The organism is Bradyrhizobium sp. URHA0013, assembly GCF_000518345.1.
GTDB lineage: Bacteria > Pseudomonadota > Alphaproteobacteria > Rhizobiales > Xanthobacteraceae > Bradyrhizobium.
In genome coordinates this window covers 247,723-260,667 of record NZ_JADK01000006.1, presented here as the reverse complement: position 1 = coordinate 260,667, position 12,945 = coordinate 247,723, and the positions used below count along the sequence as shown (strand labels likewise).

12 protein-coding genes are annotated in these 12,945 nt (G+C 63.2%); 5 read left to right on the top strand and 7 right to left on the bottom strand.

Annotated features, from left to right (window positions below; all coding sequences use genetic code 11):
* Nucleotides 1-39 precede the first annotated feature (39 nt).
* Both N551_RS0109020 and N551_RS0109015 read right to left on the bottom strand, forming a co-directional pair.
* Entirely contained in the window at nt 40-876 is an 837-nt protein-coding gene (locus tag N551_RS0109020; protein WP_027566691.1) for an enoyl-CoA hydratase family protein, read from the bottom strand.
* Nucleotides 877-919: 43 nt separating this feature from the next.
* Nucleotides 920-1,681, bottom strand: coding sequence for an SDR family NAD(P)-dependent oxidoreductase (locus tag N551_RS0109015; protein WP_027566690.1), 762 nt, complete (start codon nt 1,679-1,681; stop codon nt 920-922).
* A 216-nt stretch (nt 1,682-1,897) separates the two neighbouring features.
* Between N551_RS0109015 and N551_RS0109010 the strand changes: the two genes are divergently transcribed.
* From N551_RS0109010 to N551_RS0108990, 5 genes are read left to right on the top strand one after another with little or no spacing between them, the layout of a single operon-like run.
* Nucleotides 1,898-2,695 carry an alpha/beta fold hydrolase gene (locus tag N551_RS0109010; RefSeq protein WP_051462646.1) on the top strand — a complete coding sequence of 266 codons (798 nt, stop codon included), beginning with the start codon at nt 1,898-1,900 and terminating at the stop codon, nt 2,693-2,695.
* Between the two features lie 12 nt (nt 2,696-2,707).
* Nucleotides 2,708-3,997 (top strand): acyl-CoA dehydrogenase family protein, encoded by a 1,290-nt coding sequence (locus N551_RS0109005; RefSeq protein WP_027566688.1) that lies wholly within the window; start codon nt 2,708-2,710, stop codon nt 3,995-3,997.
* A 2-nt stretch (nt 3,998-3,999) separates the two neighbouring features.
* The gene (locus N551_RS0109000; protein WP_027566687.1) at nt 4,000-5,523 is read left to right on the top strand and encodes a class I adenylate-forming enzyme family protein; all 1,524 of its coding nucleotides are present in this window, start codon (nt 4,000-4,002) and stop codon (nt 5,521-5,523) included.
* Nucleotides 5,520-6,608 (top strand): NAD/NADP-dependent octopine/nopaline dehydrogenase family protein, encoded by a 1,089-nt coding sequence (locus N551_RS0108995; protein ID WP_027566686.1) that lies wholly within the window; start codon nt 5,520-5,522, stop codon nt 6,606-6,608. Before N551_RS0109000 ends, N551_RS0108995 begins: the two co-directional genes overlap by 4 nt.
* A 3-nt stretch (nt 6,609-6,611) precedes the next feature.
* Nucleotides 6,612-7,604: a 3-hydroxybutyryl-CoA dehydrogenase gene (locus N551_RS0108990; RefSeq protein ID WP_027566685.1), complete on the top strand. Its 993-nt coding sequence runs from the start codon at nt 6,612-6,614 to the stop codon at nt 7,602-7,604.
* On the opposite strand, the gene N551_RS0108985 is transcribed toward N551_RS0108990, so the two are convergent.
* The 5 genes from N551_RS0108985 to ilvD all read right to left on the bottom strand — a co-directional run bounded on the left by N551_RS0108985 (nt 7,601) and on the right by ilvD (nt 12,890).
* Nucleotides 7,601-8,647, bottom strand: a complete 1,047-nt coding sequence (locus N551_RS0108985; protein WP_027566684.1) for a hypothetical protein — start codon at nt 8,645-8,647, stop codon at nt 7,601-7,603. The two genes, N551_RS0108990 and N551_RS0108985, sit on opposite strands and share 4 nt — an antisense overlap.
* 35 nt (nt 8,648-8,682) lie before the next feature.
* Nucleotides 8,683-9,450, bottom strand: a complete 768-nt coding sequence (locus tag N551_RS0108980) for an ABC transporter permease (protein WP_027519277.1) — start codon at nt 9,448-9,450, stop codon at nt 8,683-8,685.
* Nucleotides 9,447-10,232: an ABC transporter permease gene (locus N551_RS0108975; protein WP_027566683.1), complete on the bottom strand. Its 786-nt coding sequence runs from the start codon at nt 10,230-10,232 to the stop codon at nt 9,447-9,449. The genes N551_RS0108980 and N551_RS0108975 overlap by 4 nt, the downstream gene beginning before the upstream one ends.
* Nucleotides 10,229-11,074 carry an ABC transporter ATP-binding protein gene (locus N551_RS0108970; protein ID WP_035961189.1) on the bottom strand — a complete coding sequence of 282 codons (846 nt, stop codon included), beginning with the start codon at nt 11,072-11,074 and terminating at the stop codon, nt 10,229-10,231. Before N551_RS0108970 ends, N551_RS0108975 begins: the two co-directional genes overlap by 4 nt.
* A 121-nt stretch (nt 11,075-11,195) precedes the next feature.
* The gene (gene ilvD / locus N551_RS0108965; RefSeq protein ID WP_027566681.1) at nt 11,196-12,890 is read right to left on the bottom strand and encodes a dihydroxy-acid dehydratase; all 1,695 of its coding nucleotides are present in this window, start codon (nt 12,888-12,890) and stop codon (nt 11,196-11,198) included.
* Between the last annotated feature and the right edge of the window lie 55 nt (nt 12,891-12,945).

Sequence of the window (12,945 nt, the reverse complement as noted above, 5' to 3'; positions counted from 1 at the left end):
GCAAGTCCCCATTGCGGCTGGCTGCCGGCAAAGGCCGGCCTAGTCGCCCCTGAAGACCGGCTTGACCTTGTTGGCAAAGGCCTCGAAGGCCCGCTCGAAATCGGCCGTTGTCATGCACAGCGCTTGAGCAACGGCTTCCGCCTCGATTGCCTCCTCCACCGACATCGCCCATTCCATGGCCAGCATCCGCTTGGTCATGGTGTTGGCGAAGGTCGGTCCCTCAGCAATCTGCTTGGCCAGTAGCTGCGCCTGGGGCAGCACCTGCTCCGACGTGACGATGCGGCTGAAGAAGCCCCAGCGCTCGCCCTCCTCCGCGGTCATGAACCGGCCGGTGTAGAGCAACTCGGAAGCGCGGGACTGTCCGATGATCCGCGGCAGGATCGCGCAGGCGCCCATGTCACAACCGGCAAGGCCCACCTTGTTGAAGAGGAAGGCAACCTTGGCCCCGCTCGCAGCAAGCCGCATGTCCGACGCCATGGCGATGATCGCGCCCGCGCCGGCGCAAATGCCTTCAACCGCGGCAACGATCGGCTGCGGACAGGCCCGCATCGCCTTGACGAGGTCACCGGTCATCCGCGTAAACGCCGTCAGCCCCTTGGTATCCATTTTCACGAGCGGCCCGATGATCTCGAACACGTCGCCGCCGGACGAAAAATTGGCACCAGCGCCGGTCACGACGATGGACTTGACCGCATCGTCGAACGCGCAGGCGCGAAAGAAATCGGTGAGTTCGCGATAGCTCTCGAAGGTCAGCGGATTCTTCCGTTCCGGACGATTGAGCGTCACGGTTGCAACACCATCGACGACGGCCAGCAGGAAATGCTGCGGCGAATAGTCCGCAAGCGGTAAGGTCACAGGATTGGCTGGTCTGCTCATACGATCTCCTTGGCTTTCTTGTTCCGTGCCGGTGCCATGCGCGCTAAATCTCACCACCGGCAACAGCGATCGCCTGCCCTGTGATTGCGCCGGCACCCTCGCCGCACAGCCAGAGCACGGTATCCGCGACCTGCTGAGGAGAGATCAATCGTCCCTGCGGATTATGCTTTGCGAGCTCGGCAATGGCCTGCTCGCGGCTACGCCTCGTCTTTTTCACGATGTTCTCGATGCTGCCGGCGACCAGATCGGTGTCGGTGAAACCGGGACACACCGCGTTGACGGTCACATTGCTGCCGGCCATTTCAATGGCGAGGGAACGCACGAGACCGACCACAGCGTGCTTGGCCGCGGTGTAGGCGCTGACATAGGCATATCCCTTGAGCCCCGCCGTCGACGCGATCGCGACGATACGGCCATAGGGACGATCCTTCATCCCGGGCAGCACAGCGCTGACAGCATGGACCACGCCCATGAAATTGACGTCCATCATGCGCGCGAACAGTGCGCTGTCGGATTTGGCGAACGGCGCGGACTCGGCGCTTCCCGCATTGGCGATCAGGATATCGATCGGCTGCCGCGCACTCGCTTGAGCGATGGCGACTTTCATTGAGGTTTCGTCCGAGACGTCGGCGACGGCCGCAAAATGCGCTGCCCCTGCGCTGACAGCATCTTCAAGCGTCGCAGCGTTCCGCCCAAGGACGGTCACGGTGGCACCGCCCCCGACGAGCGCTGCTGCGATGGCGCGACCGATGCCGCGACCGCCACCGGTCACCAGCGCGTGCGGCGAATGCGGTAATCCGGACATGCGCTGGCTTCCTTGCATTCTGCTGATCGCTCTTCTCGATATATTTTAACCTTCAAACTTTTGCAAACAAAGCTCGACTCCACCCCGTGAACGGTCGCAACGGAGAAGACGGCCTGAAAATTGCTTTAAGTATAAAATTATCTCTTCCCATCCCTCACAGGCCTGTTAGCATCGAAGGGCCAAGCAAAAGGATGTCGCGTGTCGCAGCCTGCGCCAATGATAACAAAGGACGGCCGCTTCGCCTATGAAGCAGCGGGCGATCCGGGCGGGACACCTCTGATTTTCCTGCATGGCATCGGCGGTGCGGCACGGGCCTGGCGGCAGCAGCTTGCGACATTCGGCGACCGCTTTCACGCGATTGCATGGGACATGCCGGGCTACGGCGGCTCGGCGCCGCTCGCCACCGTCAGCATCGCTGCCCTGGCGGATGCGCTTCAGCGATTCATCGAGCAGCTTGGGGCGAGCAAGCCAATTCTGGTCGGACATTCCATCGGCGGCATGATCGTCCAGAAATGGCTGGTGCAATCCCCAAAACTGGCGCGCGCGGTCGTGCTGGCGCAGACCAGCCCGGCGTTCGGCAAGGCCGACGGCGATTGGCAGAAATCGTTTATCGCCGCCCGGCTCGGGCCGCTCGATCGCGGCGAAACGATGAAGTCGCTGGCTCCCTCTCTGGTGAAGGAGCTGGTGGGCGACGATCCTGATCCCAGGGGAATGGAGCTTGCACGCGAGTGCATGGCAAGTGTGCCCGAGGCGAGCTATCGCGCCATGATGCTGGCCTTGATCGGCTTCGACCAACGCAGCACCCTCAAGGATATTTCCATCCCGACGCTGCTGCTGTCCGGCTCCAAGGACAACAACGCGCCAGCCCCAATGATGGCGAAGACGGCGACCTACATTCCTTCCGCGGAATATGTCGAGCTCGACGCTGTCGGCCATCTCGCCAACCTCGAACGCCCCGATGCCTTTAACGAGGCGCTCGGCCGATTCCTGAATTCTGTCGCGACGAAAACGTAGGATGACTGCGCAATGACCATGCAAGTCAGCAAGACCATCGGCGCGAGTGACAAGGTCGCGCTGGATGCGCCGATCTTCGATCCTGTCGCATTCCGACTGAGCGACGAGCAGGCCGGCATCATCGCGCGGGCGCGCGAGATCGGCCAGAGCGTGTTCGCCGGCCGCGCCGCGACTTACGACCGCGAGGCGATCTTCCCGTCTGAGAATTATCGCGACCTGCATCGCGTCGGCCTGCTCGGTATTGCCGTACCCAAGAAGCATGGCGGGCTCGGCGCGAATTATCAAACCTACGCACTGGCGGCAGCCGAAATCGGCCGCTATTGCGGCGCGACTGCGCTCACCTGGAACATGCATGTCTGCTCGACGCTGTGGTCGGGTCCGCTCGCCGACGATCTCGACATGGATGCTGAAACCCGCGCCGAGCACGAGCAGCGGCGTGCAGTCCACTACAAGCGCATCGTCGAGCATGGCGCGATCTATTCGCAGCCTTTTTCGGAAGGCGGTGCAGCTGCGGCAGGCGGTGTTGCTTTCGGCACGGAAGCGCGGCCGGTCGAGGGCGGCTGGATCGTCAACGGCAAGAAGATCTTTGCATCACTCTCCGGCCATGCGGACTATTACGGCGTTCTCTGCACGGAGATCGAGGAAGGCGAGAAGGCTTCGCGCCGCAATACGCTTTACCTCGCCATCCCCTCAAAATCGGAAGGCGTCTCGGTCGTCGGCGACTGGGACCCGCTCGGCATGCGCGGAACAGTCTCGCGCACGCTACTGTTCAAGGAGGTGTTCGTGCCGGCAGATTCGGCGCTGATGCCGCGCGGCGTCTATTTCCAGGCCGCGATGCGCTGGCCGCACATGTTCCTGACGCTGTCGCCGACCTATATGGGCCTTGCGCAAGCCGCCTATGACTTCACCGTGCGCTATCTGCGCGGCGAAGTACCGGGCATGCCGCCGGTCAAGCGCAGGATGTATCCGACCAAGCAAATTGCGGTCGCGCAGATGCAGATCAAGCTCGAGCAGATCAAGGCGATCTGGTTCCAGGCCGTCACCGAAGCGCGCGCCAATCCGAGTAAGGAGCAGGTGCTTCGCGCTTATGCCGCGCAATATTCGGTGATGGAGGGTGCCAATGAGCTCGCCGCGCTCGCGATCCGTACCTGCGGCGGTCAGGCCATGCTGCGCTCGTTGCCGCTGGAGCGGATCTATCGCGACAGCCGTTGCGGCTCGCTGATGCTGCCCTGGACAGCCGAGCTCTGCCTCGACCGGATCGGGCGCGAGGCGCTGTACGAGGCCGGCGAAACGGACGACTGACGGTGGATCTCTGCAGTCTGATCGATCGCAACGCGGCGTTCGCGCCAGACAAGACAGCCATCGCATTCGAGGGCGAACGGTTGAGCTATGCGGCATTCGCTGCGCGCATCGAGCGGACGGCGGCGACGTTGAAGCAGGAGCTCGGCGTAGGTCGCGGCGACCGCGTTGCGATCCTCAGCCTGAACCGGCCGGACTATCTGGTTCTGCTCTATGCCTGCGCGCGGCTCGGCGCGATGCTGGTGCCCCTGAACTGGCGGCTCGCTGTCGCCGAGCAGCTTTTCATCCTCAACGATGCCGGCGCCAAGGTCCTGGTGCTCGAGCAGGCATTTGAGGGGGTCCTTGCCGAGCTTGAGGGGACCGCAATCGTCGCGCTCGATTTCGAGCCGCCCCGCGGCATGACGTTCGAAAACCTGTTGGCTCGGAGCCGGGGCATCGGCCGCAACCCGCACACTGATCTCTCCTGTCCGCTCCTCATTGTCTACACATCGGGAACGACCGGACGGCCCAAAGGCGCGGTGCTGCGCCAGGAGGCGCTGTTCTGGAACGGCGTCATGAGCCAGCACATGCACAACATGACGTCCGATGACCATGTGCTGACGCTGCTACCGTTCTTCCACGTCGGTGGCCTCAACATCCAGACCACGGCGGCGCTCCAGCTGGGCGCGACGGTCACGGTTCACGCACGCTTCACGCCGGACACCGCGCTTGCAGCCATCGAACGGGAACGGCCGACCTTGACCGTGATGGTGCCGGCGATCATCCAGGCGGTGAGCGAGCATCCCGCCTGGCCCACGACCGACCTTTCGTCACTCAAAGCCGTCGCGACCGGCTCGACCATCGTGCCGCCGCATCTGATCGACCGCTTCGTGGCGCGCGGCGTACCCGTGCTTCAGGTCTACGGCTCGACGGAAACTTGTCCCATCGCAGTCTACACCCGGCTTGGTGGCGATCTCTCGCGCGCGGGATCGACCGGACTTGCCGGCCTGTGCTGCGAAGCGAAAGTGATCGATCAGGCCGGCAACGAGGTGCCGACGGGAGCGCCGGGGGAGATCGCAGTGCGCGGCCCCAACGTGTTCTTCGAATATTGGGGCAATGCGGACGCGACGCGCGATGCGCTGCACGACGGCTGGTATCGTACCGGCGATATCGGCCTGTGCGACGCGGACGGCTATTTCTGGGTGCGCGACCGCAAGAAGAACATGGTCATTTCCGGCGGCGAGAACATCTATCCGGCGGAGGTCGAACGCGTCCTGCTGGAACATCCCGACGTCAGCGAATGCGCCGTGATCGGCCGGCCCGATCCACGCTGGGACGAGGTGCCCATCGCCTACGTGATCCCGCGATCCGGCTGTCGGCTCGAAGCAGACGCGTTGAAAGCGCATCTTCAAGCCCAACTCGCCCGCTACAAGGTTCCGCGCGACATCGTTTTCGTCACCGACCTGCCGCGCACAGCGCTGGGCAAGGTCCAGCATTTCCTGCTGAAGCAGCTTGATGCGCAATCGCGCGCGCAAGGAGAAGCATCTTGAAGATTGCGGTTCTGGGTGGGGGAAACGGCTCTTTCGCGGCCGCGGGCGATTTTGCGCTGTCGGGACATGAGGTCCGGCTCTGGCGCCGCGACGCGGATCAGGTCGCAGCCCATCGCGCCGCCGGCTCGCGCATCCTGGTGAAGGATCATGACGGCCGTCACGACGTCAAGCTCGCGCTGGTCACCGCTGCCATCGCCGAAGCCGTCAACGGCGCAGAGCTGATCCTGTGCCCCGCCCCCGCCTTCGCGCAGCCTGATATTGCGCGCCTGCTTGCTCCACATCTGCGGGATGGACAGGTCGTGTTTCTGCCGCCGGCCACGTTCGGCTCGATGATCTTGGCCCAGGCTGCGCGGGATGCCGGCAACCGCGCCAAGGCGTGCTTTGCCGAAACCGGGACCTTGCCCTGGCTGGCCCGCAAGCACGGCCCGTTCGAGGTCGCGATCACCATCCGCGCCAAGCGACTGCCGGTCGGCGTTTTCCCGCTCGATCAGGCGCCGCGTGCGCTTGCGGTGATTGGACAGGCTTTCGCCGGCGCAATCGAGCCGTGCGGCGATGCTCTCTCCGGTGCGCTGATGAATGCAGGCCCGATTATCCATCCGCCGCTGATCGTGATGAATGCAGGCCCGATCGAGCATTTCGAGAAGTGGGACATCCACAAGGAAGGAACGCAAGCCGCGATCCGCCGTGTCACCGACGCGCTCGATGCCGAACGGATTGCCGTGCGTGAGGCGCTCGGATATGGCGCACCGCATTTTCCGCTCGCCCATCACTATGCCAAGGAAGGCGAGGTGTGGATGTATGGCCGCGGCTCGCACGACCGGCTGACCGATTCCGGCGACTGGCGCGAGCGGATCGTGCTGACCGAGCACCGCTACATGAGAGAAGATTTGCGGCTTGGGCTATCGCTGCTGGTCTCTGTCGCCGGCCTGGCGGGCGTGGCTACGCCGCTGGCCAAAGGATTTCTGGCCATCGGTGGCGCAATCTGCGGTGAGGATTTTACGCAGGGCGGCCGAACCGTCGAGACGCTGGGCCTCGGCAATCTCGACAAGGCCGCTTTGCAGACGCTTCTTCGCAAGGGATTTTGACCGATGACCAGCCGAGCCACAATCGCCTGTCTCGGGGCCGGCCGGATGGGCCGCGGCATCGCCGTCGCGTTCGCCTACGCGGGGCATATGGTCACGATGATCGACATCAAGGCCCGTTCAGCCGAAGATTTCGCCAGGCTGGAGGCAGATGCGCTCGGCGAAGTCAGGAAGACCTTTGCCAGCCTGGCGAAGCTAGGGCTACTGACCGAGGCGGATGTCGATCCGCTGATCGCGCGGGTCTCGGTGGTGCCGGCCAGCCAGAGCGATGCGGCACTGTCCGATGCGGGAATAGTCTTCGAAGGAGTCCCAGAGATCGTCGAGCTCAAGCGGGATGTGCTGGGGGCGGCCTCAAAACAAGTCGGCCCCGATACGATCATCGCATCGACGACGTCGACCATCCTTGTCGACGATCTCTCTGGCGCGATCGTGAATCCTCGCCGCTTCCTCAATGTGCACTGGCTCAATCCGGCCTATCTGATCCCGCTGGTCGAGGTTTCGCCGGGCAAGGCCACCGATCCCGCCATCATCGAGGCGGTCAAGGCGCTACTCGAAGGCATCGGCAAGGTCCCGGTGGTCTGCGCAGCGACACCTGGCTTCATCGTTCCGCGCATCCAGGCGCTGGCGATGAACGAGGCCGCGCGCATGGTCGAGGAAGGCGTCGCTAGCGCAGAAGACATCGACAAGGCGATCCGCTACGGCTTCGGCTTCCGCTATGCCGTGCTCGGGCTGCTCGAATTCATCGACTGGGGCGGCGGCGACATCCTCTACTACGCCAGTCGTTATCTTGAAAGCGCACTCGGCAGCGACCGCTATCGTGCACCCGAGGTCATTTCGCGGAACATGCACGAGGGCCGGATCGGCCTGCGAACGGGCGCAGGCTTTCTCGATTATTCAGGTATGGACATCGACGCCTATCGGGCAAAACGGCTTCAGGCCATGGTCGACCTGCTCCGTCACTTTGACCTGGCTCGCCCGCCGGTGCTCGATCGGAACTAGCCGAACACGTCCTGCAGCACCCCTTCACTCACCACGGCGGCACCATCGAGCTCGATCGTCGTCCCCATCATCGGCAGATCGAAATGGCCCGCCGTGTAACGGCCGGCGAATTCGTTGGCACCGGTCGAGAACAGGAAGTTGCCGGAGACGGCACGAATTTCCGTGCCGTTGGTGTCGCGCTGGTCATACATCGACAGCGCCTCGTAGCGCGCGCCGGGATTCATGCCGAAGCCGACATGCGACACCGCATAGGCTTCTCGATCGCCCCAGGCGGCAAGATAGGCACGCATCATTGCGGCATCCGTGCCCTCGCCTTCCAGCTCGACGACATAATCGTCCTTCAGTGTCATCTTCACCGGCGAGGTCAGGTAACGCTTGAAGGTCAGGTTGATGTCGCCGGGCGCCATCACCAGCGTGCCGTTGATCGTTCCGCTCTTGGGGAAGCTGACGACGATACCGCCGGGCCAATGCGCCAGCGTCCCGGGCTTGTCCGTCCAGCCCCACACGCCGACCGTGGATGCGCCGACCATATCGACGTCGAGCGCCGTGCCGGCCTTCGACGTCACCCGCATCCGCTTGGTCCCGCGCAGCATCTTCGCCGCCGCGCGAACGCGCTTCTCGAGCGCGGAATCCGGCACCATCCGCTCCAGCGCTTCGGGATGCTCATTGGAGATCACCAGGATGCGCGCGCCGGCTTTGAGGATCTCGGGTGTCTCCACCGCATGCATCAAGCCCTCTATGGTGCAATCCACCACAAAGCCGGCTTGTTGAAGCGCGGTAATGACCGGGCCGAGCCGCTGGATCGCCTCGCTCGCCCCTGTCGAGCGAACCGGAACGATATTCCGGTTACGCGGGGTCGGCATGACCACGTGAAACGGTCGGGCGCCCATCCGCAACAGCGCGAGCTCCGCCAGATGAACGTTCAACGCACGTGACTGGGTTTCCGAGAGGATCGCCGCGGTATCGCCGGCCTTGACGGCGCATCGCTCAAAAATCTCACAAAATGCGTCGATCCATTTTGCCTCAATGCGATCAGCCAGCATGTCTACTCCCGTCTTTCTGTTTCTTCTTCGTCAGTTCATGCTTCGGGGAAACCCCGCAGCAGATACGCGCGCACTGCCCCCAGCAGACCATTGAGGATCAGGCCCAGCAGCGAGATCGTGATCAGCGGCACGAACATGTCGACGGCCTGAAAGGTCCGGGCCGCCGTGACGAGCACATGTCCGAGCCCGTCGCTCGACGTGATCATCTCCGCCAGAAACACCACGATGCAGGAAATGACAAGGCCGATCCGGCAACCGGTCAGGATCGACGGCATCGCGGCCGGCAGCACCACCTTAAACAGGATCTCATAGCGCGGCGTTCCCGCCGCCATGGCCGACCAGATCAGCTTCTGCTCCACCGTCGACGCGCCGTAATAGGTAGACAACAGAATGGGAAAGAGTGCATCCGCCGCCACCAGCGTAATCTTCGATCCGTGACCGAAGCCGAGCAGCAGCAGCAATGCTGGATAGAGCGCGACCTTTGGCAAGGGTGCAAGCACGCGAACGATCGGCCGAACCACGGCGTTGATAGCGGGATTGGCGGCAGCGGCGATGCCGATGCTGACACCGAGCACGACCGCAATCGCGAAGCCGGCAAACAGCCGGATCAGAGTCGCCGCGATCTCCTGCTGAAACGTCCAGGTCAGGAGTTGCTGAAGCAGCCTGCTGAATACGTATCCCGGCGGCGGCAGCAAGACCGCAGGCGCAAAGCCAAATGATACAAGGCCTTGCCACAGCGCGATCACCAGCACGATCGGCGCGAGCCCGAGGATGATGCTGGTGGAGCGAAGCTGCGGCATCATGAGAAGCTCAGCGGCATGTCGAACTGCGGTTCGGACCAGCGCACCAGCCTTGCGCGGACCCGCTCGAAGATCGCATCCAGGCAGATTCCCATCGCGCCGACGATGATGATCATCGCAAAGACGGTGTCGTATTGGCCCATGTCGAGAGCGTTGAACAAGATGTTGCCGGCGCCGGACTGACGGGCGATCATCTCGCTGGTGATCATCGTGATCAGCGCCAGCACGAGTCCGGTGCGGCAACCGGTCAGAATTTCCGGCAGCGCCGCCGGCAGTACGATCCGGACCAGCCGTTGCGCAGGCGAAAGCCCCATCGCGGCACCCGACCATAGCATCTTCTCTTCCACCGCCTTGGCGCCCTCGAAGCTGTGATAGATCACGGGCAAGCTGACGCCGAGGAAGATCACCAGCGTCTTCGTGATGTCGCCGACGCCGAGCCACAGCATGATGATCGGCATCAAGGCGGCCTTCGGCACCGGGTAGATTACCATCAGGAGCGGATTGAAGAAGGCCGCGACGGCCCGGCTGCGGCCCATCAACAGGCCGAGCGGAATCGAAACCGATACCGCTATGCCAAACCCGACCGCCATGCGGCGGAGCGAGGCCAGGATGTTGATCAGCGATTCCTTGTCCCCGAGAATGTCCGGGATTGCACGAATTGCTTCGATCGCCGTCGGAAAGCTGTCATTCTTCAACGCGAGGGACGCCGCCTGCCAGATCGCGAGCAATCCGATGCAGGCAAGCACCGGGGCAGCCCGTCTCGCCAAAGCGGCGGGCGATATCATGACGGAGACCCGACAGGGTCGGTCTCGTCGAACATCCGCTCGATATCGACAACGTATTTCTGGTAGCGTGGATCGAGCAGCAACTCGCTGCGTCGGCGCGGCCGCGGCAGATCGATGTCGATGACCTCGCGGATGCGGCCGGGGGACTTCGACATCATCACAACCTTGTCTGAGAGGAAAACCGCTTCGTCCACCGAATGAGTGACGAACAGCACCGTCTTGCGATCACGCTCCCAGATATTCAACAGATCGTTCTGCAGCCGCGTTCTCGTGTGAGCATCGAGCGCGCCGAACGGCTCGTCCATCAACAGAACCTCAGGATGGTAAGCCAGCGTTCGAGCCAGCGCTACGCGCTGCTTCATGCCGCCGGACAGCTCCTTGGGATAGAAGTTCTCATAGCCCTTGAGCCCGACCATTTCGATCAAGGCCCGGCTCTGTGCTTCCGCCTCGGTGGTGCGCACGCCCTGCTGGCGAGGGCCATACATCACATTGCCCAGCACGGTCTTCCACGGAAACAATGCGAATTCCTGAAACACCGGGCCGCGATCCGGCCCTGGACCCGTGATCGTCCGTCCCTTGATCTTCGCTGAACCGCTGGTCGGGCTGACGAAGCCGCCGACGACGTAAAGCAGTGTCGACTTGCCGCAGCCGGACGGACCAAGGATGGAGACGAAGGCTCCTTCGTCGATCGCCAGCGAGATGTCCGATAGCGCTACATGATCCTTGCGCGCCGAGGTCTGAAATACCTGCGAGACGCTCTCGATCTCGATGATTGCAGAAGCCGGTTTTTGCGGCGTCACCGGTCTCACCCATTCGCTCGATCTCGAAGGCACTACCTTCATCCCGTCTCACTTCGTTCGCGCGACCCCTGCGCAACAGGCTTGCTGAACATCCTTCGTCAGCGACGCGAGCTTAGCAAGAAACTTGCCAGACGTTTGGCTGTTTTCGGGCAAGTGCGCCGCGTCATCCGAACCAGGGCCATTCCGCGGGCCCCTCATGCGTCACGGCCCCGCCCGGTGCCTGGCCAACCAATCGGGCATATTTCGCCAGCGCGCCGGCACGGTGACGAGGCGGACGCGGCTTCCAATCGTGCCGGCGAGCAGCGAGTTCCTGCTCGTCGACCAGCATATCCATCCGCCGGTTCGCAGCATCGATCCGGATCCTGTCGCCATCGCGAACCAGCGCCAGCGGACCGCCGACGAAGGCCTCGGGAGACACATAGCCGATGCACATTCCGCGCGTGGCGCCAGAGAAGCGTCCATCCGTGATCAGGGCCACCTTCTCGCCCATGCCCTGTCCATAGATCAGCGCCGTGACGCCGAGCATCTCGCGCATGCCGGGGCCGCCCACCGGCCCCTCGTTTCGGATCACGAGAACCTCGCCCGCCTGATAGGTGCGATCACGAACCGCAGCGACGCAGGCCTCCTCGTCTTCGAAAACGCGCGCCACGCCTTCAAAGAACTGACTCTTCAGGCCGGCGACCTTGATGACCGCGCCGTCGGGACAGAGGTTTCCCTTCAGCACAGCGACGCCGCCATCTGGCATGATCGGCGCGCCGGCCGCGTAAACGACCTCGCCGTCAGGTGCATTGGCGGCGCCGTATTCTTCGGCAAGTGTACGGCCTGTGACAGACAAGCAGCTGCCATCAATATGCCCGCTCTGGATCAGCTCCCGGATCACCACGGCGGCACCGCCGATATCGTAGACATCCTTCGCTGTATATTTGCCTCCAGGCCGCAGGTTTCCGATCAGCGGCGTCCTGGCAAAAACCTCGCCGACATCGTCGATCGTGAATGCGATCCCGGCCTCGTTTGCGATCGCCGGCAGATGTAGCGCAGCATTGGTCGAACCGCCCGTGGCGGCCACGATCGCCGCACCGTTTTCCAGGGATTTCCGCGTCACGACGTCGCGCGGCAACGGCCCGCCGCGTTCCAGCATCTCCATGATAAGGCGCCCGGCCCGCCTGGATATCTGCGCGCGCTCGGCATAGACACCTGGCACCATCGACACGTTGGGAATGGTGAGGCCCATCGCCTCCGACACCATCCCCATGGTGTTGGCAGTGAATTGGCCGGCGCACGCGCCGATGGTCGGCAGGCACGCCCGCTCAATCCGCTCGAGCGTGGCACTGTCGATCTCTCCGGTCATGAAGCTGCCAACAGCCTCATAGGAGTCGAGCACGGTGAGGGTCCGCCCGTCCATACGGCCCGGCAGCGCGCTGCCGCCATAGATGAAAATGGACGGGACGTTGCACCGGACCATGCCCATCATCACGCCGGGAAGCGTCTTGTCGCATCCGCCGTATCCGATCAGCGCATCGTAGGCGAGACCATGGACGACGGCTTCGATCGAGTCGGCGATCAGCTCCCGCGAAAACAGCGAGAACTTCATCCCCTCGTGATTCATGCTGATACCGTCGGAAACCGATACGGTAGAAAACTCGCGCGGCCTGCCGCCGGCCTCTTCGATTCCGGTCTTGGCCGCGGCGACCTGAAAGTCGTGCGTCATGTTGCAGGGCGTCTGTTCGCCCTTCATGCTGACGACGCCGACCATCGGCTTGGCAATTGCAACGTCGTCGAGCCCCATGGCGCGCATGAACGCGCGGTGCGGAGCCCGGTCGAGACCATCCGTCGTGATCCGAGATCGGAGCTTCTTCATACGTGCATCTTCTTCATGCAACGTCCCGGATCATCCCGGACGCCGCGACCTTCTC

Coding starts and splice junctions, on each gene's coding strand:
- N551_RS0109010 (WP_051462646.1), top strand. CDS start 1,898: ATGATAACAAAGGACGGCCGCTTCGCCTATGAAGCAGCGGGCGATCCG.
- N551_RS0108975 (WP_027566683.1), bottom strand. CDS start 10,232: ATGATATCGCCCGCCGCTTTGGCGAGACGGGCTGCCCCGGTGCTTGCC.
- N551_RS0109005 (WP_027566688.1), top strand. CDS start 2,708: ATGACCATGCAAGTCAGCAAGACCATCGGCGCGAGTGACAAGGTCGCG.
- N551_RS0108970 (WP_035961189.1), bottom strand. CDS start 11,074: ATGAAGGTAGTGCCTTCGAGATCGAGCGAATGGGTGAGACCGGTGACG.
- N551_RS0109020 (WP_027566691.1), bottom strand. CDS start 876: ATGAGCAGACCAGCCAATCCTGTGACCTTACCGCTTGCGGACTATTCG.
- N551_RS0108980 (WP_027519277.1), bottom strand. CDS start 9,450: ATGATGCCGCAGCTTCGCTCCACCAGCATCATCCTCGGGCTCGCGCCG.
- ilvD (WP_027566681.1), bottom strand. CDS start 12,890: ATGAAGAAGCTCCGATCTCGGATCACGACGGATGGTCTCGACCGGGCT.
- N551_RS0109015 (WP_027566690.1), bottom strand. CDS start 1,681: ATGTCCGGATTACCGCATTCGCCGCACGCGCTGGTGACCGGTGGCGGT.
- N551_RS0108985 (WP_027566684.1), bottom strand. CDS start 8,647: ATGCTGGCTGATCGCATTGAGGCAAAATGGATCGACGCATTTTGTGAG.
- N551_RS0108990 (WP_027566685.1), top strand. CDS start 6,612: ATGACCAGCCGAGCCACAATCGCCTGTCTCGGGGCCGGCCGGATGGGC.